Here is a 21,493-nt window from a genome sequence, read left to right as displayed (position 1 = left end):
CCCCTCAGGCTGGCATCACGCAACAACCCTGACGCAAGGTCAAGGTTGCGCCAGTTCTCCGTTTGCGCCCGCTTCGATCAGGGCGATCGTCTGCGGCAGGCCGTAGATGGCGGCGAACGAACCAAAGCGCGGCCCTTGGCTGGCGCCCAGCAGCACCTCATAGAGCGCGCCGAACCAGGCTCGCAGCGGCTCGAATGCGTGGGCCTTGCCGACGGCATAGACCTCGTTCTGGATCAGTTCGCCGTCGGTGGTGTCGGCCGGCAGGGCCTTCAGCCGTTCGGCCAGGTCCAGCAGGGCCGCCTTTTCCTTGTCGTCCGGCAGGCGATAGGACTTCGAGGGCTTCACGAAGTCCTCGTAGTAGTTCAGCGCGTGGTCCATCAGCCGGTCCAGCAGCGGCTCGTTCTGCGGCGTCGCGTCAGGCAGGTATTTGGCGAAATAGGCCCACAGCTGGTCCTTGGTCGAGGCGTTGGCCACGCCGACCAGGTTCAGCAGCAGGGCGAAGGACACCGGCGACGTGTGGGTCGGCGGATCGCCCGCATGGATCGACCAGACGGCGTTGTCGATCCGCTTGGCCGGCTCCTGGGTCTTGTAGCTTTCGATGAAGGCCAGATAGTCGTCGATGGCGCGCGGAATGACGTTGAAGTGCAGGCTCTTGGCCGACTTCGGCGACTGGAACATGTACCACGACAGGCTCTCGGGCGTGCCGTAGCGCAGCCACTCGTCCATCGTCAGGCCGTTGCCCTTGGACTTGGAGATCTTCTTGCCCTCGATGTCGAGGAAGAGCTCGTAGTTGAAACCTTCGGGCGGGGTGCCGCCCATGGCGCGGCAGACCTTGGAGCTTTCGCGCACGCTCTCGATCAGGTCCTTGCCCGACATCTCGTAGTCGATGTCCAGCGCGACCCAGCGCATGGCCCAGTCGGGCTTCCATTGCAGCTTCACATGGCCGCCCGTGACCGGCACCTCGGTGCGGTTGCCCGGCTCGCCGGCGGGGTCTTCGAAGGTGATCGTGCCCTTTTCGACGTTACGCGCCAGGGTCGGGACCTGCAGCACATGGCCGGTGATCGGGCTGACGGGCAGGAAGGGCGAATAGGTGGCGCGGCGCTCCTCGCCCAGGGTCGGCAGCATGATGGCCTGGACCGCGTCGAACCGTTCCAGAAGCGTCAGCAGCGTCGCGTCGAACCGGCCCGACCTGTAGGTCTCGGTCGAGGACATGAACTCGTAGTCGAAGCCGAAGCTGTCGAGGAAGGCGCGCAGGCGGGCGTTGTTGTGCGCGCCGAAGCTGTCGTGGGTGCCGAAGGGATCGCGCACCCGCGTCAGGGACAGATGCAGGTCCTCGCGCAGCATCTCCGGGTTCGGCACGCCTTCCGGCACCTTGCGTAGGCCGTCCATGTCGTCGGAGAAGGCGATCAGGCGCGTGGGCCAGTGGTCGCCGGTCAGCGCGCTAAAGGCGTTGCGCACCATGGTCGTGCGGGCGACCTCGCCGAAGGTGCCCATGTGTGGCAGGCCCGATGGGCCATAGCCGGTCTCAAGGATCACCGGGCGCTGCAAGGCGGGAAAGGCTGCCAAGGCTTCATCCGCCTTGCCGGCGTCGATCAGGGCGCGCGCTTCGGCTCGTTCGGTCTCGCCCAGCCGTTTCTTCAGAACGTGGGCCAGCAGGTTGCGGGCTTGTTCGAAGGGCCAGGACTTGGCCTCGCGGGCGAGGGTTTCGAGGTTCTGAAGCATGGCGGCGGTTTGCAGTCTGCATCCCGCCCGGTCAACCGTGATCAGGCTTTGGCGGCGATTACGATGATCTCGACCTTATAGTCGGGCGACGCCAGCCGGCTTTCGCCGGTGGCGCGGGCCGGCGGGTTGGAGGTGTCGACCCAGGCGTCCCAGACGCTGTTCATCGCCTCGAAGTCGGCGATATCCGCCAGCCAGATCTGGGCCATCAGGATCTTGGACTTGTCGCTGCCGGCCTCGGCCAGCAGCGCCTCGATCTCGGCCAGCGCCGTTCGGGTCTGCGTCGCCACGTCGTCGCCGGGTTCGCCGACCTGGCCCGACAGATAGATGGTGTCGCCGTGGACGACGGCCTCGCTCATGCGGGCGCCGGGCTGGATGCGGGTGATCATGGGCGGGGGTCCTTCGAAAACGTCCCTCACCTATCGCCGCCGGGGCCCGGCTGTCGAGCGGCTAGCGGCGGTTGAACCGCGAGACGGTCAGACCGACGACCAAGGCGCCGGCGCCGACGATCAGGGCGTCCTCGATCAGGCCGCTCTTGGTCTGGCCGATGCGGGCCATCGCCTTCTTGCGCCCCGAGAGGGTCAGATAGGCCAGCGGCACGGCCGTGCCGACCGCCAGGCCGGCGCCCAGGTTCTCCTTGCCACGCGTGGCCAGGGCGGCGCCGGCGATGCCCGCGCTCATAACCCGCGCCAACAGGCCCAGGAAGACGGTGCGATCGGGGGCGGTCTTCATCTTATCGCCCAGCAGTTCGCCGACGCCCATGGCCAGGGCGCCGAACTTGAACAGCGGCCGGTTCAGAAGGAAGACGCGGCCGGGCAAGGGCTTGTGCGCCAGTTCGGCGGCGGCGAGGGCCGCCATCGGTGTCATGGAACGGGCGCTGGCGACGGCGCCGATCAGGGCGGACGGAAGGAGGTCGAGGGCTTTCATGCCGCCACAACACCCGACCGGGGCGGAAGGTTCAGCCCGTTTCAGCCGCGCGCCGCCAGGACGTTGCGGATCGCCAGGCTGGAGTGGATGCGCGACACCCCCGGCAGGCGCGACAGGACGTCCTTGTGGATCACCTCATAGGCGGCGATGTCGGGCGCCACGGCGCGGACAATGTAGTCGGCCTCGCCCGCCATCAGATAGCAGTCGCGGATTTCCGGGTGGTTGCGGACGGCCGCCTCGAACCGGCGCATGTGGTCGTCGGTCTGCTTCTCCAGCGTGATCTCGACATAGGCGACGACGCCGTCGTCGCTGTCGTTGGCCAGGACGGCGGCATAGCCCCGGATCACCCCGCGTTCTTCCAGCCGCCGCACCCGCCGCAGGCAGGCGGAAGGCGACAGACCGACGGCGGAGGCCAGGCCTGCATTGCTGATGCGCCCGTCGGCGCGGAGGCGTTGAAGGAGGCGTTGGTCGAGAGGATCGAGCAGGGACACAAGTTTCCGCCGTTCAGCCGCAGATTATTGCGTCAGACTTCTATCAGCGACCGATCATTGCGCAAACAGGCAGGATCGTCGATCCATGCGGCGCTAGCTTGCGGCGAATAACAACATTGAGCTTGGAAACGTCACATGCGGGTTCTGGTGCTTGGATCGGGCGTCATCGGCGTCACCACCGCCTGGTATCTCAGCCAGGCGGGGCACGAGGTCACGGTCGTGGATCGGCAGGCCGGTCCGGCGCTGGAGACCAGCTTCGCCAACGCCGCGCAGATCTCGCCGGGCTATTCCGCGCCGTGGGCTGCTCCGTCGATCCCGGTCAAGGCGATGAAGTGGCTGCTGATGCGCCACGCGCCCCTGATCGTGCGGCCGCGTCTGGACATGGCCATGGTGCGCTGGACCGTCGCCATGCTGCGCAACTGCACCCACGACCGCTATGCGCTGAACAAGAGCCGGATGGTGCGTCTGGCCGAATACAGCCGCGACCAGATCGACCTGCTGCGCCGCGAGACCGGCATCACCTACGACGGTCGCCAGCAGGGCACGCTGCAACTGTTCCGCACGGAAAAGCAGCTGGCCGACGTGCACAAGGACGTCGATGTGCTGAAGGCCGCCGGCGTGCCGTGCGAGGTTCTGGACCGCGCGGGCTGTATCGGGGCCGAGCCGGGCCTGGCCGCCTCCGATGTCGATTTCGTCGGGGGTCTGCGTCTGCCGCATGACGAGACCGGCGACTGCTTCCTTTTCACCAACGCCCTGGCCAAGCTGGCGGCGGAGCGCGGCGTGGTCTTCCACACCGGAACCGACATCCAGTCGATCACGATGACGGACGGTCGCGCGACCGGCGCCCTGACCAGCAAGGGCGCCCTGACGGCCGATCTGGTCATCCTGGCACTCGGCTCCTATTCGCCGATGATGGCCAAGCCGCTGGGGCTGGATCTGCCGGTCTATCCGGTAAAGGGCTATTCGATCACGGCCAAGATCGTGAACGAAGACCGGGCGCCCGTCTCCACCGTCATGGACGAGAGCTACAAGGTGGCGATCACGCGCCTGGGCGATCGCATCCGCGTGGGCGGCATGGCCGAGCTGTCAGGATACAACAACACCCTGCCCGCCGTCCGTCGCGAGACCTTGGCCCATTCGGTCGGCAGCCTGTTCCCGGGCGGCGGCGATCTGGCGGGCGCCAGCTACTGGTCGGGCCTGCGCCCCATGACGCCGGACGGCACGCCGGTGATCGGCGCGACCAAGGTTCCGGGGCTTTATCTTAACACCGGCCACGGCACCCTGGGCTGGACCATGGCGTGCGGCTCGGCGCGGGTTCTGGCCGACATGGTCGACGGCAAGGCGCCCGAGATCGAGACCCGCGACCTGTCGCTGAACCGCTATGGCGCCTGGGCCGGGGCGTTCGCGCCGGGCTACAGCTGAGATCAGACGTCGGCGGGAATTTACCGTCTAAAGAGTCTAATTCGTCTAATCTCGCGACGGTGGAGCCTTGGGCCACGGACGGGAATTCACCGTCTAAAGTGTCTAATTCGTCTAATCCGGCGCCATCATCCGGGTGAGGCGCAGACGGGATTTCGCCATCCCTTCCGCCTGAACTTTCGCTGTCAAAGATCGCCGGCCAGTCTAACACACGACCGGGGCGCGGTCGGTTAGACGCCGTTCGGGCGCGAAAAGCTGTTGGAAATCAGACAGCGGCGCGCCGACGATGCGCTGGCAGCACGCCGCGGCGTGGCGCGGCGCGTCGGAGCGCCCTATAGAGCGCGCGATGAAGACCGCCGATTTCGATTTCGACCTGCCCGAAGACCGGATTGCGTTGCGCCCGGCCGATCCGCGGGATTCCGCACGGCTGCTGGTGGTGAAAGGCGGCGCGCTGGAAGACCGGATCATTCGTGATCTGCCAGACTTCCTGCAGCCCGGCGACGCCCTGGTGTTCAACGATACGCGGGTCATTCCCGCCCGTCTGTCGGGCGTGCGTCAGCGGATCGGGGCCGAGGGCGAAACCCTGACGGTCGAGGTGGAGGCGACGCTGCATCACCGCGACGCGCCCGACGTCTGGTCCGCCTTCATGAAACCGGGCAAGCGGATCAAGCCGGGGGATCGTATCCGGTTCGGAAACGCGAGCGACGCCGCCTGCGACCTGGGGCGGCTGGACGCCACGGTGACGGCCAAGGGGGAAGATGGCCTGATCACCCTGACCTTCGACCTGGCGGGACCGGCGTTGGACGATGCGATCCGCGATGTCGGGGTCATGCCCCTGCCGCCCTATATCGCCGCCAAACGGCCCGAGGACGACCGCGACCGGTCGGACTATCAGACCGTGTTCGCCGAGCATGACGGGTCGGTTGCGGCGCCGACGGCGGGGCTGCATTTCACCCCTGCCTTGCTGGACGCCATCCGCGCCAAGGGCGTCTCGACCCATGCGGTGACGCTGCATGTCGGGGCCGGCACCTTCCTGCCGGTCAAGGCCGACGACCTGGCCGACCACAAGATGCACAGCGAGTGGGGCGAGGTGTCGCCTGAAACCGCCGCCACCCTGAACGCCGTCCATGCAAAGGGCGGGCGCATCGTCTGCGTCGGCACCACCTCCCTGCGGCTGCTGGAAAGCGCGACGGCCGAGGACGGCGAGATCAAACCCTTCCACGGCGACACGGCCATCTTCATCACGCCGGGCTATCGGTTCCGGGCGGTCGATGTGCTGATGACCAACTTCCACCTGCCGAAATCGACGCTGTTCATGCTGGTCAGCGCCTTTGCGGGCACGGCGACGATGAAGGCGGCCTATGCCCATGCGGTCGCCGACGGCTATCGCTTCTATTCCTACGGCGACGGATCGCTGCTGTTCCGCGACTGATCGCGGGTCAGGGCCAGAGACGGCCCGAGCGCCAGGCCTCGCCGTCGCGGTCGAAACGCAGTCGGTCATGCAGGCGGAACGGGCGATCGCGCCAGAACTCGACCGAGCGCGGCACGACGCGCCAGCCGGTCCAGTGGGACGGGCGCGGCACCTCCTGACCATCGAAACGCGCGGTTTCGCGGCCCACGGCCTCTTCCAGCACGGTGCGATCCGACAGGGGGCGGGACTGGTCCGAGGCCCAGGCGCCGATGCGGCTTTCGCGCGCGCGGCTGGCGAAATAGGCGTCGGCCTCGGCCGGCGTGACCGGCTCGACCGCGCCGCGCACCCGCACCTGGCGACGCAGGGATTTCCAGTGGAAGGTTAGCGCGGCCGCCGCGCAACCAGCCAGTTCGACGCCCTTGGCGCTCTCGCTGTTCGAATAGAAGGTGAAGCCCCGCGCATCGACATCCTTCAGCAGGACGATCCGCGCATCAGGCAGGCCGTCGGCGTCGACGGTCGACAGGGTCATGGCGTTGGGATCGTTCGGCTCGTGCGCCCTCGCGTCCGCCAGCCATTCGACGAACAGGCCGATGGGTTCGAGCCGGTCGAAGATGGTCTCGTCGCCATTGGCGGCCAGGGCGGCGGCATAGTCGCGGGCGTATTCCTCACGCGACGGGCTGGGCGGGATCACGGATGCGGTCATGAGAGTGATGTAGTCGGTGCAGGCGCGGCTGGAAATGATCGCGGTCAAAAACGGGCGTGTCGCCGTCAAGGTTAACCGCCCATTGACCCTGATGGGCGAACGGTGACGGCATGAGCGCGCCTGTTTCGATTTCAGATGTGTCCGGCGTCCGCGAGGCCCTGTCGATCCTGGGCCTGGAAACGGATGTGCGCGGCGATGTCGATGCCTCGACGCTGAAGGCCGCCTTCCGCACGGCGGTGAAGGCGGCGCGGCCGGATCAGACCGGCGGGGACGCCGAGCGGTTCCGGCGCGTGATCGCGGCCTATCGGCTGATCCAGGCGCACCAGCCCCCTCGCCCCGCCCTGTCGGCGCCAGCCGCGCGGCCTGCGCCGTCGCCGGTTCTGGTCCTGTCGCCGATGCAGGCCCTGGCCGGGGGTCAGGTCGAGGTCCGGCTGGGTGCGCGCACGGTGCGGGTCACGGCGCCCAAGGGCCTGCGCAGCGGCGATCATCTGCGGCTGAGACGCGGGGCGGCGGACGGGAGCGACCTCTATCTGTCGGTGCTGATCCGGCCCGAGGACGGGCTGTCGGTCGTCGGCGACGACCTGTTCATGACGTGGGCCGTCGAGCGTCGCCTGATGGCCGACGGCGGGCGGGTGGAGATCGAGACCCCTGTCGGCACGCGCTCGGCCTGGATCACCGCCGACATGGCCGCGCCGGTGCGGGTGCGGTTGAAGGACCTGGGCCTGCCCGCGCGCGGATCACGGCCGGCGGGCCATCTGTTCGTGACGCTGGAGCCGTCGTCCGATGTTCCCTCGGCGGCCGAGGACCTGCTGGTGCGCTTCACGCGGGTCTGGACGCAGGAGCGTCTGGCGGCCTAAGTCGGGGCCATGTCGCACAACACCTTCGGCCATCTGTTTCGCGTGACCACCTGGGGCGAGAGCCACGGGCCGGCGATCGGCTGCGTCGTGGACGGATGCCCGCCGATGATCCCGCTGACCGAGGCGGACCTTCAGCCGTGGTTGGACCAGAGGAAGCCGGGCGGCAGCCGTTTCGTGACCCAGCGTAAGGAAAGCGACACGGCGCGCATTCTGTCGGGCGTGTTCGACGACGGCGACGGGCCGGTGACGACGGGCACGCCGATCTCGATCCTGATCGAGAACGAGGACCAGCGGTCCAAGGACTATGGCGAGATCGCCCGCGCCTATCGGCCGGGGCACGCCGACTATGCCTATCAGGCCAAATACGGGGTGCGGGACCACCGCGGCGGCGGTCGATCCTCGGCGCGCGAGACGGCCAGCCGCGTGGCGGCCGGGGCCGTGGCGCGCAAGGTGCTGGGCGACGGCGTGAAGATCAGGGCCGGCGTGGTGCAGATCGGCCCGCACCGGATAGCACCGGACCAGATCGACTTCGACGCCGTGTACGGCAATCCGCTGTTTGCCGCCTCGACCGAGGTGGTGGGCGACTGGGAGGCCTATCTGGACGGCATCCGCAAGGCGGGATCGTCGGTCGGGGCGGTCGTCGCGCTGGAGGTCACGGGCGTTCCGGCCGGCTGGGGCGCGCCCCTGTACGGCAAGCTGGACGGCGAGCTGGCCGCCGCCCTGATGTCGATCAATGCGGCCAAGGGGGTCGAGATCGGGGCGGGGTTCGAGGCCGCCGAACTGACCGGCGAAGAGAACGCCGACGAGATGCGGCTGGACCTGAACAAACAGCCGGTCTTCCTGTCGAACAAGGCGGGCGGCGTGCTGGGCGGAATTTCGACGGGCCAGCCGGTGACGGCGCGGGTGGCGTTCAAGCCGACTTCCTCCATCCTGACCCTGCGCCAGACGATCACCCGCGACGGCGAAGAGACGGACCTGCGCACCAAGGGGCGTCACGATCCGTGCGTCGCCCTGCGCGCCGTGCCGGTGGTCGAGGCCATGGCCGCCTGTGTCCTGGCCGACGCCTATCTGAGGCATCGCGCCCAGGTCGGCTGATCAGGGCCTGGGTCGGTTCGGTCGCGGGCTCGTGCGATCGGTGTCGAGCCTGCGCGGCGGCTCGACCGGACGCGCCTCGCACCGCATCAAGGCCATCAGGGCCGACAGGCCTGTCGTCATCACGATCATCGCTCGATTCCTGCAACTGCGAACCGTTTGCAGGTTTGCGCATGTCGAGGGCGCGTGCAAGACAAGGGACCGGTGGCGCCCAACTCAGGAGATCAACCGTGCGTGAAGACGGAAAGCTGGACTACCTCGAACTGCCCGCCGCCAACCTGCCCGCGATCAAGGAATTCTACAGCCAAGCGTTCGGCTGGACGTTCGTGGATTACGGCCCGACCTATGCGGCCTTCGATCAGGGACTGGACGGCGGGTTCGACGCCGATCAGGCCGATCAGACCAAGACCCCCCTGCCCATCCTGTACGCCCACGACCTGGAAGCCATGCAGGCCAAGGTCGAGGCGGCCGGCGGCCGGATCGTGAAACCGATCTACAGCTTCCCCGGCGGTCGCCGCTTCCACTTCGCCGATCCGGCCGGCACCGAAATGGCGGTGTGGTCCGAGGGCTGAGCCCTATTTGACGTCGATGGACTGGCCGATGCGTTCGGCCAGATCCCGGTCCGCGCCCTCGACGCTGGCGATCCAGACGTGGATTTCCTTGGGATCCGCAGCGCGCTGGAACAGGTGCTCCATCGCCAGACGGCGGCTGCCTTCGGTGACGACGACCGAGGCGCGGCCGCCGGCGCGGACCGTCTCGCCGTCGTAGATCGGAAACTGCGACGACGGGCCGGCGTAGATCATCAGCAGGGTCTGGTCGCCACGCTGGACGCGATAGATGCTGGCGTTCGCGCCCGCGCGCGCCGGGGTGATCGTCAGGCCGGCGGGCAGCTGGATGCTGAACGGCAGGGCGGCGATGGCGGCGGCGTTCAAGGCCGCCGGCGCGGGCGCGGCGGCCGGCGGGGTTGCGGCAGGCGCGGTCGTTGTGGGTCGAGGCGCGGTCGCCTGAGGTGCCGTGGTGGTCGGAGCTGGCGTTTGCGGGCGTGTCGTCGCCGCCGGGCTTTGGCCAATCGGCGGCAGGGTCTGGGTCGTGCGAGGCGCGGATGACGTGGCGGGCGCCGGGCGCGGCGATGCTGCGGGCTTCTGGCCGATCGGAGGCAGGGCCTGGGTCGCGCCGGCGGTCGGCGCCGGAGTCGGTGTCGGTGTCGGCGTCGAAACTGCGGTGGATGCGGCCGGAGACGTGGCCAAGCCGGAAGGCGGCGCGCTGTTCAGATCGCGGGTCAGGTTGGAACCGGGACGTTGCGCCGGGGGCGTGGTCGTCTGTCCGGAAATCACGAGGGCGGCGGCAAGGGCGATCATGGGCATGGCCGGACCATCGCGCGGGCGGCGTGCGACCGCAAGCGCGACCTCACGCCTTGGGCAGCGCGACCCAGAAGGTGGCGCCCTCGCCCGGCGCGGAGATCACGCCGATCGAGCCGCCCTGCAACTCGACCAACCGCTTGGCCAGGGCCAGGCCGACGCCGTGCCCCTCGACCGTCGAACGCTCGAGGCCCAGGCGGTTGAAGGGCTCGAACAGCTGCGCCTGCTTCTGAAGCGAAAGGCCGGGGCCGAAATCGCTGACCTCAATGCGGACGCAGTCATCCTGACGAAGCGCGCGCAGGATGACGCGGCCGCCGGAGCCGCCGTATTTCAGCGCATTGCTGGTCAGATTGGTGATGATTTGGGCCAGACGCTGGGAGTCCGCGACCGCGATCAAGCCATCGCCCTCGCACACCACCTCGACGGCGACGCGGTCGGCGTCGGGCCACAGCAGGCACGTGCGACGCACGTCTTCCAGCAGGCCCGGAATGTCGGTCGGGCGCAGATCGACCCGGACCGCCCCGGATTCGGCGCGCGCCACGTCCAGCAGATCGTGGGCCAGGGTTTCGACCTGCCGCGCGGTCTTGACCAGCATGTCGGACATCTCGGCCTGCTGGGCCGAGACCGGCCCGAGATGGCCCTGCCGCCACAGATCGCCGATGCCGATGATGCCGGCGACGGGGCTCTTGATCTCGTGCGCGACATTGGCGAGCAGGCGGGACTTGGCCTCCGAAGCCTTTTCGGCGCGTTCGCGACCAACGCGGGCGCGCTCCGCAAGAAGGTCACGCTCTTCCAGCAACGAGGCCACCAGCAGGACGGGCATGTAGCCGATCAGCACCAGCATCTGGGCCATCAGAACCTGGTGGGTCAGGTCGCCCTGGGCATAGGGGCCATGACCGATCATGGCGCTGCCGACCAACAGGATGCTCATCACGACCAGGGTGAATGCCGCGCCGGCGACGCCGAGCCGGACCGCGATGCCGAGCAACAGCGGGAGCAGGACGAACCCCATCGGCACGTCGCCCGTGAAAGCGACATAATAGAAGACGGGCACCAGGCCGATCAGAATGACGGCTTCCAACAGCTTCCTGGGCTTCAGCAGGCGGGCGAACATCGCAGGCGTCAGCGACATGCCCAGCGACCCTAGGACGGCGATGCCCAGGGTGTGGCCGAGCCACCAGGTTTGGAAACCCTGCCAGACGATGTCGCCCTGGCCCATCAGCGACAGGATCAGAACGCTGCACAGGGCGGCGGGGATCGGTGCCAGGACCGCCGCGAAGAACAGGAAGCTGACCGCGCCATTCAGGCTGGACAGATTGAGCGTGGACGAGAAGCGACGTGCCAGCATAACGGCCGCCACGATCTCGATCATGTTGGCGACGGTGAAGGCCAGGGCCAGCGGCGGCTTGTTGCCGGCGATGATCTCTCCGATCAGGATACTGACGGTCAGGACGCCGGCGAAGGTGAGGTCGCTGGCGCGGCCACGGCTGGTGCGCAGCCAGACGGCGACGGCGACGCCGCTGGCGCCCCACAGGCCGGCGACCAGCCCGGCCGAGCGGCCATACGCCACAGCCACGGCGACCAGGATGGCGACCGCCACGCCCGTCAGCACCGGGACTAGCGGGCTGGAACCGTCCGGACCGTCGGCGCCGCCGGGGCTCGGCCGATGGCCAGCCGCCAGTACGCCCTTCACGGACGCGCTGTGGGGATCATCGACATTGAGCGCGCGGCTCAGGATCATGGACAGGTTCCGACCAATCAGAGGTCGGCATAGGATCAGCCGGTTCCTAATATCCCCTGAAGTCAGGGCCTCAATTTTTCATTGAAGCGCCTGACGGCCTCGGCCGGGCCGTCGGGATGGTTCCAGACCCCGCCGCTAACCGCTACGAAGTCGGCGCCGGCCTGCGCCAACTCGGCGGCGTTGTCGACCGTGATCCCGCCGATGGCCACGCAAGGCGTCTCGACCGTCTCTTGCCACACCGTCAGGATGTCCAGAGGCGGGCGATGCACCGTTTCCTTTGTAGCGGTGGGATAAAAGGCGCCGAAAGCGACGTAGTCGGCGCCGCCCTCTGCGGCATCCCAGGCCAGATCGCGGTCGTCGTGGCAGGTGACGCCGATCATGGCGTCCGGCCCCATGATACGCCGTGCCTCGGCCAGCGAGCCGTCGTCTTGGCCAATGTGAACGCCGTCGCAGGCTGTGGCCCGCGCCAGATCGGGCCGGTCGTTCAGCAGAACCGCGACATCATGACGCCGCGCAATGGGAGCCAGCACCTCGACCGCCGTGCGGATGGCGGCGTCGTCGGCGGGCTTCAGCCGGATCTGCAAGGCCGCGACATCGCCGGCGGCCAGGGCCTGATCGAGGGTCCGCGCAAAGGCGTTCAGGTCGGCGATCGCGGGCGGCGTGATCAGATACAGCCGGCAGGGCGGACGCTGGGGGACGGTGGGTGTTCGGGCCATGCCCGTCATTGCCCGCCCCCGCGACGATCCGTCAACGGCCCACCGCCAGCTAAGCCATGCGAACGACTTGCAATCGCCTTAAGGACTGCTATAGCGAACCATTCTCAGTCAGTGAAACGTGTAGCGCCTCGTGTACGTCTGCAACTGTAACGGTCTTCGCCAGCGTGATGTCGCCCAGGCCATTGAGGCCGGCGCCTGCCGTCCGCGCGATATCTTTGCGCGAAACCAGTGCCAGGCCCAGTGCGCCAAATGCGTCTGTGAGATGCGTCAGATGATTCAGGAAAGCCGCGAAGCGTTCGCACTCGCAGCCGAATAGTTTGCTTCGCGTGCGGGCGACAGTCACTCGCACTCTCAATGCAGTGATAAAAACTCGCAAATAAACACGGTGCGTTTTACTGTGTTATGGCTGCGCTCGACAGACGGCGACAGCGCCGTGGCGAGACCAAGGACCATGGCCATGAAGGGCGACCCCGCAATCCTGCGCACGCTGAACGCAGTGCTGACCAACGAGCTGACGGCCGTAAATCAGTACTTCTTGCATGCCCGCATGTTCGAAAGCTGGGGCCTCGCGCACCTGGGCAATGTGATCTACGAAGAATCGATCGGCGAGATGAAGCACGCCGACATGCTGATCAAACGCATCCTGTTCCTGGACGGCCTGCCCAACCTGCAAGACCTGCACAAGCTGAAGGTCGGCGAAGACCCGATCGAATGCCTTGGCGCCGATCTGCAATTGGAACTGGACAGCCGCGCCACGACCGCCGCCGCCGTGACCCAGTGCGAGGAAACCCGCGACTACGTCAGCCGTGACCTGCTGATGAAGATCCTGGCCGACACCGAAGAGCACATCGACTTCCTGGAAAACCAGCACAAGCTGATCGAGCTGATGGGCGCGCAGAACTATCTGCAATCGGCGATGAAGGAGATCGTCACCGACGGCGCGGCGACCGGCAACTAAGCTCTGCCTTCCGACGGAACTCCAATCCGCTCCGGCCATTAGCCTGTCAGGGCCAAGCTGGAGCGGACCATGACCGATATCGACGACGCCATCGACGACGTGCGCGACGCCGCCATGGACTTGCTGAACAGCGAGGGCCGCAGCGCCAGCCATGTGGTCGCCGGGATCGCCCTGACCGTCGGCTTCGCTCTGCTGGCGCATGGGATCGCCTCGGGCGCCCTGACGCCCAAGCGCAATTTGAAACAGGTCCGCAAGAAGGATTTGCCGATCACCGAGAAGCCGCGGGGCGCCTTCAGCCTGATCCTGCCCGCCGTGTTTTCCGCCACCACCCTGTCCGCGGTTCGGGTCTGGAATGCGCCGTCGCGCCCCGAACGAACCCGCGCCATGGGCCTTTGGCTGGCGGCCCAGACGGTGAACGCCGTCTGGCTGGGCCTGCGTCCGTCGTCGATGGCGCGTCAGGTGGTCGCCGCCATGTCGTCGGCCGGGTTGGCCGCCGCCTTCGCCCACGAAGCGCGCAAGCTGGACGAAGGGGCCGGCAAGATGGCGGCGCCGCTGGGGTCGGGCGTGCGGTTCGGAAACTTCCTGCATCGCAAGGCCGATGACGCCTCGAGCGGGCGCACTCTGCATTAGGTTGCGTCGCCTTGCCCTTTATCGGGGCTTCCTCTAGGGATCGCGCCCTATTCGCCTCGCCCCGAACGGTGCCAGGGCGCAACTCCATTTCCGATGTGACCCCATGAAGATCAACGGCAACACCATCAAGCCCGGCATGGTCCTGCAGCACAATGGCGGCCTGTGGGTCGTCACCAAGGCCAGCCACGTCAAGCCCGGCAAGGGCGGCGCCTTCGCCAACGTCGAGGCCAAGAACCTGGAAACCGGCAACAAGCTGAACGAGCGCTTCCGGTCGGAAGACAAGGTCGAGCGCGTGACGCTGGAACAGAAGGACTTCTCCTATCTGTTCGACAACGGCGACAGCCTGGTCTTCATGGACGACGCCACCTACGAGCAGATCGAACTGCAGAAGGACTGGGTCGGCGAAGAGCGCATCCCCTATCTGCAAGAAGGCATGAAGGTCGTCATCGAGATGCACGAAGAGCGTCCCATCGGCCTGGAACTGCCTGATCAGGTCGTGCTGGAAGTCGCAGAGACCGAGCCGACCGTGAAGGGCCAGACCGCCTCTTCGTCCTACAAGCCCGCGCTGGCGTCGAACGGCGTGCGCATCATGATCCCGCCCTATATGTCGGCCGGCGAGCGTATCGTCGTCGATACGACCAGCGGCGAATACGTCCGCCGCGCGGACTGACAGACCAACACGCTAAAGCGGCCCCTGTTGGGGCCGTTCCTTTCTGAACTTCTCCGACTGTCCGGCTACGGCTTTGAAGGACTTTCGGACCAGGAGATTCCCCGATGGCCCTCGCCTCCGCCCTGCTCCAAGTCATGACCGATGCGGTGCGCAAGACCGCCCGCCCGATGCTGCGCGACTTCGGCGAAGTCTCCCAGCTTCAGGTGTCGAGAAAGGGCCCCGGCGATTTCGTCACGGCCGCCGACCTGAAGGCCGAAGACACGCTCTACGAACTGCTGATGAAGGCCCGCCCCGGCTACGGCTTCCTGGGCGAGGAACGCGGCATGATCGAGGGGACGGACAAGTCCCACACCTGGATCGTCGATCCGATCGACGGCACCACCAACTTCATGCACGCCATGCCTCACTTCGCCATCACGGTGGGGCTGGAGCGCCGCGCGCCCGACGGGTCGAGCGAGATCGTCGCCGGCGTGACCTACAACCCCGTCATGAACGAGCTGTTCTGGGCCGAGAAGGGCAAGGGTTGCTATCTGAACGACCAGCGCATCCGCGTCGCCGGCCGTCGTGATCTGTCCGAAAGCCTGATCGCCACCGGCCTGCCCTTCATCGGCAAGTCGGGTCACGCCCAGTCGATCAAGGACCTGCACGCCGTGGGCCAGCGCGTTGCGGGCATCCGTCGCCTGGGTTCGGCCGCCCTGGACTTCGCCTGGGTCGCGGCCGGTCGCTACGACGCGTATTATGAGCGCAATCTGAAGCCCTGGGACGTGGCGGCGGGCATCCTGTTCGTCACCGAGGCCGGCGGCCGGGTCACAACCATCGAGAACGACGGCGATCCCAAGACGGGCAAGTCCATCCTGGCGTCGAACACCGAACTGCATCCGCACCTGCGCAAGGTTCTGCAGGGCTGATCGTCATAGGGGCGACGCGCCCCTGCCCTATCCAAGGCGGATGATCCGTTTCATCCTGTGCGGCCTCGTCCTTCTGACCGGAACGCCAGCCTTGGCCCAGCCCCTGATCATCGCCCATCGTGGCGCGTCCGGTGAACGGCCCGAGCACACGCGTGCGGCCTATGAGCTGGCGATCGAACAGGGCGCGGACGTGATCGAGCCGGATCTGGTGCTGACCAGGGACGGCGTCTTCGTCGATCGGCATGAGAACGAGATCGGCGGCACGACGGACGTGGGCGACCGGCCCGAGTTCGCTGGCCGTCGGACGACCAAGACCATCGACGGGGTCGAGATCACCGGCTGGTTCACCGAAGACTTTACCCTGGCCGAGTTGAAGACGCTGAGGGCCAGGGAGCGGCTGCCCGCATTTCGACGGGACAGCGCCGCCCATGACGGTCAGGAGCCGATACTGACCTTCGACGAGGTCGTCGCCATCGCGCGCGAGGCCTCGACGCGCACCGGGCGGACGATCGCCGTGGCGCCGGAGTTGAAGCACCCGACCTATTTCGCCGCGATCGGTTTGCCAATGGAGGACGGCTTCGTCGCGGAACTGGAGCGGCTGGGTCTGACGGGCGCCGAGGCCCCGATCATCATCCAGTGTTTCGAGGTCGGGCCGCTGGAACGATTGGCGACGCGGATCGATGCGACGCTGGCTCAACTCGTGGCCGCCAAGGGCGGACCGGCGGACCGGGCGGACGTGACCTATGCGCAGATGATCACGCCCGAGGGGCTAAGGGCCATCGCCGCCTACGCCGACTGGGTCGCGCCGGAGATGACCCTGGTTCTGCCGCGCAACGCCGAAGGTCGCACGACCGCGCCGAGCCCCCTGGTCGCCGACGCCCATGCGGCGGGCCTCAAGGTCGTGGTCTGGACGCTACGGGCCGAGAACGCCTTCCTGCCGGTCGAGCGACGCAGAGGCGACGACCCGGCCGGGCACGGCGACATGGCCAGCTATGCCGCAGCCTTCGTCGCAGCAGGGGTCGATGCGCTGTTCAGCGACTTCCCGGCCCTGGCGCGAACCACGGCGCCCTAGTTGCGGAACTGAAGCTCGGCGAGGCGGGCGTAAAGGCCGCCCTGGGCGACGAGTTGCTCGTGGGTGCCCTCTTCGACCACGCGGCCGTCGTCCATGACGACGATGCGGTCCGCGCGCAGGACGGTGGCGAGGCGGTGGGCGATGACCAGTGTGGTGCGCTCCTCCATCGCCTGATCGAGGGCGACCTGGACCAGGCGTTCGCTTTCGGCGTCCAGCGCGCTGGTGGCCTCGTCGAGCAGCAGGATGGGGGCGTCGCGGACCAGGGCGCGGGCGATGGCGAGGCGCTGGCGCTGGCCGCCCGACAGGCTCTTGCCGCGCTCGCCGAGCGGGGTGTCGAACCCTTCGGGCAGGGCGTCGATGAAGCCGAGCGCCTGGGCCTTTTCGGCGACGGCGCGGGCCTCTTCCAAGGTGGTGTTCTCGCGGCCGAAGCGGATGTTTTCCAAGGCCGAACCCGAGAACAGCGGCGTTTCCTGCGACACCCAGGCGAAGCGGTCGCGCACGGCGACGGGATCGGCCTGGCGCACATCGACGCCGTCGACCGAGACCATGCCGGTCTGCGGATCATAGAAGCGCAGCAGCAGGCGGAAGACCGTGGACTTGCCAGCGCCGGACGGGCCGACCAGGGCGACCGTCTCGCCGGGGCGCACGGTCAGGCTGAAGCCCTTCAAAGCCGGAAGGTCGGGGCGGCCCGGATAGGCGAAACCGACGGCCGACATCGACACCTCGCCGCGCGGGGGCGTCGGCAGGGCCGTGGGCTGCGGCGGCGGGGCGATGCCGGCGACGGCGCGCATCAGCTCCTCGATCCGCTCCATGGCGCCGGCGGCCTTTTGCACGTCGCCCCAGCTTTCCCCGAGCGCGCCCACGGCGCCCGCGGCGAAGACCGATAGAAGGACGAACTGAAGCAGGGCGCCGGGTGTCATGGCGCCCCTCACCACGTCCTGGGCGCCCAGCCACAGCACCAGGGTCACGCCGCCGAACATGACGACGATGATCAGGGCGGTCATCCAGGCGCGCGCCTGCATCCGGGTTAGGGAGGCGTTGAAGGCGTCCTCGACCGCCGCGCCGAAGCGGGTGATGGCGCTCTGTTCGCGGCCGAAGGCCTGGACCGTCTCGATGGCGTCCACGCTTTCACCGGCGAAGCCGACGGCGTTGGCGAAGCGGTCCTGAGACGCCACGGTCAGTTTGCGCACCTTGCGGCCGAAGATGAAGATCGGCCCCAGGAGGAAGGGCACGACCAGCAGGACGAAGCCGGTCAGCTTTGGGCTGACGAAGAACAGCAGGGCCACGCCGCCGATCAGGGTCAGGAAGTTTCTGAGCGCGTAGGAGATCGAGGTCGTCATCAACGTCTCGACCAGGGCGATGTCCGTGGTCAGGCGCGACAGCACCTCGCCGGTGCGCATATGGGCGTAAAAGGACGGGTCCAGCGTCAGGATGCGGCCGAACAGACCCTTGCGCACATCGGCGATGACGCGCTCGCCCGTGCGGGTGACGAAATAGTAGCGGGCGGCGGTCGCCAGCCCCAGGAACAGGGCGTTGGCGCCCAGCAGCAGGAACCAGATGTTCAGATTGGCGCCGCCGGCTTCGAACCCATGGTCGATGGCGCCGCGGGCCAGGGCGGTCAGGCCCAGCGAGGCGGCAGTGGACAACAGCAGCCAGAAGACCGCCATCAGGGCATGACCCTTGTGGCGCATGGCGAAGGGAATCAGTCGCGCCAGCGGGCGGATGTCCCGACGTTTGGCGCGCTTGGCGCCCGCTTCGGACATCTGTTCGGCCAGAAGGGCGCCCGCGCTGGGCCGCCCCTCCAGCGACGCCATGCCCGAGGCGCGGTTGGCGGAAGAGGCGGAGGCGGCGGCTTGATCGGTCATTTCGCCCGCCTCTTGCCCCGGAACGCCCCCCGGTGTAAACGCCGCCCCTCATTCCCGCCGGCTTTCTGGCGGGTTTCTCATTTCACGCGCACGGACGGTCGGCATCGTCACCGCGCAGAGACCGGACGACGACCATGAAGGCGGATACCCATCCCGACTACCACTTCATCACCGTGGTGATGACCGACGGCAGCACCTACCAGACCCGTTCGACCTACGGGAAGGAAGGCGACAAGCTGGCCCTCGACATCGATCCGTCGACCCACCCGGCCTGGACGGGCGGCAACGCCCAGCTGATGGACCGCGGCGGCCGCGTCTCGCGCTTCAACAACAAGTTCGCCGGCTTCATCAAGAAGTAAGCGCGTCCTGGCTGCGACATCTCGCAGCAATCGGAACACCAAGAGCGTCGGTCGCAAGGCCGGCGCTTTTTGTTTGGTCGGAACACCGATAATGTGGGGGCGTTCGGGTACCAGGGGCGTCGGCCACGCTGGCCGAAGCGATCGAAGAAGCGGAAGACGATGAATAGACGGCAACTGGGTCTGGGCGTCGCGACGGCGGCCATGACCCTTGGCTCGGCGGCGCGCGCGCAGCAGGTCTTTGTGCAGCGCGGACCGGAGGCGACCGCCTTCTACAACAGCTTCAACGACCAGATTTCGCGTCTGCCCGAGACGCAGCAGGCGGATGTGCGCGCCTTCTATGAAATGAACGGCTGGCGGTCGGTGTGGAACGCCGACCGGGTGCGCGCCTTGAACACCGTCGCGGCCGGCGCCAATCGCCATGGTCTGGCGGGCTCTGACTATTTCGACTTCGTGGGGCTGGCCGCCGATCCGGCGAGTGCGGACCTGCGGACCACGGCGGCGGCGCTGGCCTACGCGCGCGTCCTGGCCGAGGGCAAGGTGCGGCCCGAAACGGTCGAGGACCTGTGGGAAATGCAGAAGAACCGCGTGGACTTGCCGCGCGGTCTCAGCGACGCCTTGACCCGCAATGTGCTGGGCCAATGGTACGACGGCCTGGCGCCAACCGACATCGGCTATCAGAACCTGTCGGCCGGCTATGTCCGCTATCGTCGTCTGGCGGCGCAGGGCGGCTGGCCCCGCTTCAACCAGGGCGCGACCATCGAGCCGGGCAACAGCGATCGCCGCATCCCCGCCCTGATCGACCGCCTGACGGCCGAGGGCGACCTGTCGGCCGCAGACGGCGCACGGCTGAAGTCGCAGGGCCTAGTTTACAACGCCGAACTGCAACGTGCGGTGCAGAGCTTCCAAAACCGCCATGGCCTGGGCGCCGACGGGCGGATCGGCGCGGGCACCCAGCGCTCGCTGGGCGCCTCGGCCGAGGACCGTGCGCGTCAGATCGCGCTGAACCTGGAGCGTCGTCGCTGGCTGAAGCGCGAGGTCGCGCCCGAGCGGATCGAGGTCAACACCGCCGCCGCCATCATGGTGTATTGGAAAGACGGCAAGCCGGTTCACTCCAACCGCGTCGTCGTCGGCTCGGCCGAGAACCAGACGCCCAGCCTGGAGAAGCCGTTCGCCTCGGTCGTGGCCAATCCGCCCTGGTATGTGCCGGCCGGCATCGCGCGCCGCGAAATCCTGCCTAAGGGGCCGGGGTATCTGGCCGCCAACGATATGTATGTGAAGGACGGCACGGTCATCCAGCGCGCCGGTCCGCGCTCGGCCTTGGGCTATGTGAAGTTCGAACTGCGCGACAGTTACGCCATCTTCCTGCACGACACGCCGTCGAAGGCCGCCTTCAACCTGTCCACGCGTCAGCGCAGCCACGGCTGCGTGCGGGTGCAGAATGCCGTGGAATTCGCCCGCCTGCTGCTGTCGCCCGATCCGACCAAACTGGCCCAGTTCGACACGGCGCAGGACACGCGCGAGACGACGCGCGTGACCACCGGACGCGAGATCTCGGTGCGGCTGCTGTACTGGACCGCCTTCGTGGATGGTCAGGGCCGGGTGGCGTTCCGCGAGGACGTCTATGGCCGCGACGACAAGCTGGCGCAGGCGCTGGGCATCGGCGTCAATCTGCCCAAGCCCATCGACGACGGCCGGGCCGACGCCAACGACGTCGGGCCGTAAAGGGGGCGATCAGCCCCTGAAGGCCGCCTCAAGCATGCCCATCTGGCTGAGCACCGGGTTTTCCGGGGCTTGTTCCTGATCGTCTGAATACATACGGCGATCCAGATACAGGGTGCGGTCGAACAGCTTTTCCGACCGCACGAGGTATTCGATCAGGGCGATCGGCAGTTCGGCGTGGCTCGGCTCCGCGTCGATGCGGCGCTCGTTCAGGCGATAGCGCGGCTCGCAGGCGGTTTCCGGCGACATGTCGTCTTCGCGCACGGCGCGCTGGACCAAGAGCCAGGAGGCGATCTGCATCAGGCGGGTGGTCAGCTTCATGCTCTCGGCCGCATAGGCCAAGGCGGCGGCGCGCGACAGCATCTTGGAATCGCGACGGCCCTCGCCGTCCAGATAGGCGGCGGTTTCCTCGACGAGCTCCATGCCTTCGCGGAAGGTGCGATCGAACAGCTCGGACCGGGCGAAATCGCGAACGGTGCGGCTGCGGTCAGCGGGGGACGGAGCGGAGGTCATTTGAGCATTGATCATCAGAGAAGGTCGGGTCCGTCCTGCAATCGGCGCCTGGCGGGGCCGTTCGCACGAAAGATGCAACGCTCATGCCATGCCAGCGGATCATTCGCGATCACGAACCGAAGTTGAACAGGGCGTCGGCGGCGTTTTTCTTGGAGCGTTTCGTCTCGATCGCGGCGCGCGAGCGCGCGATCTCGGCCTCCAGCGCGGCGATCCGCTCCTGCAAATCCTCGACGGCGTAAACATCCAGGTCTTCGCGTGACAGGGCCCGCAGCGGTTCGCCGCGTTGCGGGCGGGGTTCAAGATCTTCGAACATCGTCGCCTTCCTTTCGCGCTGTCATGGCCAAGACGGTCCACGGTCCCTATCT

At 67.5% G+C, this 21,493-nt stretch carries 24 protein-coding genes; 13 read left to right on the top strand and 11 right to left on the bottom strand.

Features of this window, described 5'->3' with window-relative positions:
• Positions 1–39: 39 nt before the first annotated feature.
• From KAK88_RS06505 to KAK88_RS06490, 4 genes are all read right to left on the bottom strand, one after another.
• Positions 40–1,722, bottom strand: coding sequence for a lysine--tRNA ligase (locus tag KAK88_RS06505; RefSeq protein WP_242078348.1), 1,683 nt, complete (start codon positions 1,720–1,722; stop codon positions 40–42).
• A 41-nt stretch (positions 1,723–1,763) separates the two neighbouring features.
• Positions 1,764–2,108, bottom strand: a complete 345-nt coding sequence (locus tag KAK88_RS06500) for a RidA family protein (RefSeq protein WP_242078347.1) — start codon at positions 2,106–2,108, stop codon at positions 1,764–1,766.
• A 61-nt stretch (positions 2,109–2,169) separates the two neighbouring features.
• Positions 2,170–2,646, bottom strand: coding sequence for a hypothetical protein (locus tag KAK88_RS06495; RefSeq protein WP_242078346.1), 477 nt, complete (start codon positions 2,644–2,646; stop codon positions 2,170–2,172).
• 41 nt (positions 2,647–2,687) lie between these two features.
• Entirely contained in the window at positions 2,688–3,137 is a 450-nt protein-coding gene (locus KAK88_RS06490) for an Lrp/AsnC family transcriptional regulator (RefSeq protein WP_242078345.1), read from the bottom strand.
• Between the two features lie 135 nt (positions 3,138–3,272).
• On the opposite strand from KAK88_RS06490, the gene KAK88_RS06485 reads away from it, so the two are divergent.
• On the top strand, positions 3,273–4,559 hold the full coding sequence (locus tag KAK88_RS06485; protein WP_242078344.1) for a D-amino acid dehydrogenase: 1,287 nt from the start codon (positions 3,273–3,275) through the stop codon (positions 4,557–4,559).
• A 343-nt stretch (positions 4,560–4,902) separates the two neighbouring features.
• Positions 4,903–5,988: a tRNA preQ1(34) S-adenosylmethionine ribosyltransferase-isomerase QueA gene (queA, locus tag KAK88_RS06480; RefSeq protein WP_242078343.1), complete on the top strand. Its 1,086-nt coding sequence runs from the start codon at positions 4,903–4,905 to the stop codon at positions 5,986–5,988.
• Between the two features lie 7 nt (positions 5,989–5,995).
• Here queA and pdxH read toward each other — a convergent pair whose 3' ends face one another.
• Positions 5,996–6,670: a pyridoxamine 5'-phosphate oxidase gene (pdxH, locus tag KAK88_RS06475; protein ID WP_242078567.1), complete on the bottom strand. Its 675-nt coding sequence runs from the start codon at positions 6,668–6,670 to the stop codon at positions 5,996–5,998.
• A gap of 110 nt (positions 6,671–6,780) precedes the next feature.
• Here pdxH and KAK88_RS06470 point away from each other — a divergent pair, with 110 nt between their 5' ends.
• The 3 genes from KAK88_RS06470 (at position 6,781) to KAK88_RS06460 (ending at position 9,191) form a co-directional block, all read left to right on the top strand.
• Positions 6,781–7,527 (top strand): J domain-containing protein, encoded by a 747-nt coding sequence (locus KAK88_RS06470; protein WP_242078342.1) that lies wholly within the window; start codon positions 6,781–6,783, stop codon positions 7,525–7,527.
• A gap of 9 nt (positions 7,528–7,536) precedes the next feature.
• A complete protein-coding gene (gene aroC, locus KAK88_RS06465) occupies positions 7,537–8,622 on the top strand; it encodes a chorismate synthase (protein ID WP_242078341.1) in 1,086 nt (361 codons plus the stop codon).
• Positions 8,623–8,849: 227 nt separating this feature from the next.
• On the top strand, positions 8,850–9,191 hold the full coding sequence (locus KAK88_RS06460) for a VOC family protein (protein WP_242078340.1): 342 nt from the start codon (positions 8,850–8,852) through the stop codon (positions 9,189–9,191).
• Between the two features lie 3 nt (positions 9,192–9,194).
• Here KAK88_RS06460 and KAK88_RS06455 read toward each other — a convergent pair whose 3' ends face one another.
• From KAK88_RS06455 to thiE, 3 genes are all read right to left on the bottom strand, one after another.
• The gene (locus KAK88_RS06455) at positions 9,195–9,983 is read right to left on the bottom strand and encodes a hypothetical protein (RefSeq protein ID WP_242078339.1); all 789 of its coding nucleotides are present in this window, start codon (positions 9,981–9,983) and stop codon (positions 9,195–9,197) included.
• 43 nt (positions 9,984–10,026) lie between these two features.
• On the bottom strand, positions 10,027–11,718 hold the full coding sequence (locus tag KAK88_RS06450) for a sensor histidine kinase (protein ID WP_242078338.1): 1,692 nt from the start codon (positions 11,716–11,718) through the stop codon (positions 10,027–10,029).
• 62 nt (positions 11,719–11,780) lie between these two features.
• The gene (gene thiE, locus KAK88_RS06445; RefSeq protein ID WP_242078337.1) at positions 11,781–12,434 is read right to left on the bottom strand and encodes a thiamine phosphate synthase; all 654 of its coding nucleotides are present in this window, start codon (positions 12,432–12,434) and stop codon (positions 11,781–11,783) included.
• A gap of 130 nt (positions 12,435–12,564) precedes the next feature.
• Between thiE and KAK88_RS06440 the strand changes: the two genes are divergently transcribed.
• The 6 genes from KAK88_RS06440 (at position 12,565) to KAK88_RS06415 (ending at position 16,672) form a co-directional block, all read left to right on the top strand.
• Complete coding sequence (locus KAK88_RS06440; RefSeq protein WP_017504559.1) at positions 12,565–12,750, top strand: (2Fe-2S)-binding protein; 186 nt, start codon at positions 12,565–12,567, stop codon at positions 12,748–12,750.
• Positions 12,751–12,891: 141 nt separating this feature from the next.
• Positions 12,892–13,392: a bacterioferritin gene (gene bfr / locus KAK88_RS06435; protein ID WP_026108332.1), complete on the top strand. Its 501-nt coding sequence runs from the start codon at positions 12,892–12,894 to the stop codon at positions 13,390–13,392.
• A 69-nt stretch (positions 13,393–13,461) separates the two neighbouring features.
• Positions 13,462–14,022, top strand: a complete 561-nt coding sequence (locus KAK88_RS06430; protein ID WP_242078336.1) for a tryptophan-rich sensory protein — start codon at positions 13,462–13,464, stop codon at positions 14,020–14,022.
• A gap of 103 nt (positions 14,023–14,125) precedes the next feature.
• On the top strand, positions 14,126–14,692 hold the full coding sequence (efp, locus tag KAK88_RS06425) for an elongation factor P (protein WP_017504556.1): 567 nt from the start codon (positions 14,126–14,128) through the stop codon (positions 14,690–14,692).
• Between the two features lie 104 nt (positions 14,693–14,796).
• Entirely contained in the window at positions 14,797–15,600 is an 804-nt protein-coding gene (locus KAK88_RS06420) for an inositol monophosphatase family protein (protein ID WP_199060509.1), read from the top strand.
• 40 nt (positions 15,601–15,640) lie between these two features.
• On the top strand, positions 15,641–16,672 hold the full coding sequence (locus KAK88_RS06415) for a glycerophosphodiester phosphodiesterase (RefSeq protein WP_242078335.1): 1,032 nt from the start codon (positions 15,641–15,643) through the stop codon (positions 16,670–16,672).
• Here the strand turns inward: KAK88_RS06415 and KAK88_RS06410 are convergent.
• Positions 16,669–18,537 (bottom strand): ABC transporter transmembrane domain-containing protein, encoded by a 1,869-nt coding sequence (locus KAK88_RS06410; RefSeq protein ID WP_242078334.1) that lies wholly within the window; start codon positions 18,535–18,537, stop codon positions 16,669–16,671. The two genes, KAK88_RS06415 and KAK88_RS06410, sit on opposite strands and share 4 nt — an antisense overlap.
• Before the next feature lie 134 nt (positions 18,538–18,671).
• On the opposite strand from KAK88_RS06410, the gene rpmE reads away from it, so the two are divergent.
• Together rpmE and KAK88_RS06400 are read left to right on the top strand one after the other, a co-directional pair.
• Positions 18,672–18,896 (top strand): 50S ribosomal protein L31, encoded by a 225-nt coding sequence (rpmE, locus tag KAK88_RS06405; RefSeq protein WP_017506001.1) that lies wholly within the window; start codon positions 18,672–18,674, stop codon positions 18,894–18,896.
• A gap of 159 nt (positions 18,897–19,055) precedes the next feature.
• Complete coding sequence (locus tag KAK88_RS06400; protein ID WP_242078333.1) at positions 19,056–20,618, top strand: L,D-transpeptidase family protein; 1,563 nt, start codon at positions 19,056–19,058, stop codon at positions 20,616–20,618.
• A 9-nt stretch (positions 20,619–20,627) separates the two neighbouring features.
• Here the strand turns inward: KAK88_RS06400 and KAK88_RS06395 are convergent, their stop codons facing one another.
• Both KAK88_RS06395 and KAK88_RS06390 read right to left on the bottom strand, forming a co-directional pair.
• Positions 20,628–21,128 carry a DUF1465 family protein gene (locus tag KAK88_RS06395; protein WP_039245668.1) on the bottom strand — a complete coding sequence of 167 codons (501 nt, stop codon included), beginning with the start codon at positions 21,126–21,128 and terminating at the stop codon, positions 20,628–20,630.
• Between the two features lie 109 nt (positions 21,129–21,237).
• The gene (locus tag KAK88_RS06390; protein ID WP_055754990.1) at positions 21,238–21,441 is read right to left on the bottom strand and encodes a DUF1192 domain-containing protein; all 204 of its coding nucleotides are present in this window, start codon (positions 21,439–21,441) and stop codon (positions 21,238–21,240) included.
• Positions 21,442–21,493 lie beyond the last annotated feature (52 nt).

Origin of the sequence: Brevundimonas diminuta, from assembly GCF_022654015.1 — a bacterium.
Classification (GTDB): Bacteria; Pseudomonadota; Alphaproteobacteria; order Caulobacterales; family Caulobacteraceae; genus Brevundimonas; species Brevundimonas diminuta_C.
Note: the sequence above shows the minus strand (reverse complement) of the source record. Positions and strands in the feature narration are given on the sequence as shown.

Bases quoted from the DNA above. Each gene is read 5' to 3' on its own strand.
- KAK88_RS06505 (WP_242078348.1), bottom strand. From the start codon at position 1,722: ATGCTTCAGAACCTCGAAACCCTCGCCCGCGAGGCCAAGTCCTGGCCC.
- KAK88_RS06500 (WP_242078347.1), bottom strand. From the start codon at position 2,108: ATGATCACCCGCATCCAGCCCGGCGCCCGCATGAGCGAGGCCGTCGTC.
- KAK88_RS06495 (WP_242078346.1), bottom strand. From the start codon at position 2,646: ATGAAAGCCCTCGACCTCCTTCCGTCCGCCCTGATCGGCGCCGTCGCC.
- KAK88_RS06485 (WP_242078344.1), top strand. From the start codon at position 3,273: ATGCGGGTTCTGGTGCTTGGATCGGGCGTCATCGGCGTCACCACCGCC.
- queA (WP_242078343.1), top strand. From the start codon at position 4,903: ATGAAGACCGCCGATTTCGATTTCGACCTGCCCGAAGACCGGATTGCG.
- pdxH (WP_242078567.1), bottom strand. From the start codon at position 6,670: ATGACCGCATCCGTGATCCCGCCCAGCCCGTCGCGTGAGGAATACGCC.
- KAK88_RS06470 (WP_242078342.1), top strand. From the start codon at position 6,781: ATGAGCGCGCCTGTTTCGATTTCAGATGTGTCCGGCGTCCGCGAGGCC.
- aroC (WP_242078341.1), top strand. From the start codon at position 7,537: ATGTCGCACAACACCTTCGGCCATCTGTTTCGCGTGACCACCTGGGGC.
- KAK88_RS06455 (WP_242078339.1), bottom strand. From the start codon at position 9,983: ATGCCCATGATCGCCCTTGCCGCCGCCCTCGTGATTTCCGGACAGACG.
- KAK88_RS06450 (WP_242078338.1), bottom strand. From the start codon at position 11,718: ATGATCCTGAGCCGCGCGCTCAATGTCGATGATCCCCACAGCGCGTCC.
- thiE (WP_242078337.1), bottom strand. From the start codon at position 12,434: ATGGCCCGAACACCCACCGTCCCCCAGCGTCCGCCCTGCCGGCTGTAT.
- bfr (WP_026108332.1), top strand. From the start codon at position 12,892: ATGAAGGGCGACCCCGCAATCCTGCGCACGCTGAACGCAGTGCTGACC.
- KAK88_RS06430 (WP_242078336.1), top strand. From the start codon at position 13,462: ATGACCGATATCGACGACGCCATCGACGACGTGCGCGACGCCGCCATG.
- efp (WP_017504556.1), top strand. From the start codon at position 14,126: ATGAAGATCAACGGCAACACCATCAAGCCCGGCATGGTCCTGCAGCAC.
- KAK88_RS06420 (WP_199060509.1), top strand. From the start codon at position 14,797: ATGGCCCTCGCCTCCGCCCTGCTCCAAGTCATGACCGATGCGGTGCGC.
- KAK88_RS06415 (WP_242078335.1), top strand. From the start codon at position 15,641: ATGATCCGTTTCATCCTGTGCGGCCTCGTCCTTCTGACCGGAACGCCA.
- KAK88_RS06410 (WP_242078334.1), bottom strand. From the start codon at position 18,537: ATGACCGATCAAGCCGCCGCCTCCGCCTCTTCCGCCAACCGCGCCTCG.
- rpmE (WP_017506001.1), top strand. From the start codon at position 18,672: ATGAAGGCGGATACCCATCCCGACTACCACTTCATCACCGTGGTGATG.
- KAK88_RS06400 (WP_242078333.1), top strand. From the start codon at position 19,056: ATGAATAGACGGCAACTGGGTCTGGGCGTCGCGACGGCGGCCATGACC.
- KAK88_RS06395 (WP_039245668.1), bottom strand. From the start codon at position 21,128: ATGACCTCCGCTCCGTCCCCCGCTGACCGCAGCCGCACCGTTCGCGAT.
- KAK88_RS06390 (WP_055754990.1), bottom strand. From the start codon at position 21,441: ATGTTCGAAGATCTTGAACCCCGCCCGCAACGCGGCGAACCGCTGCGG.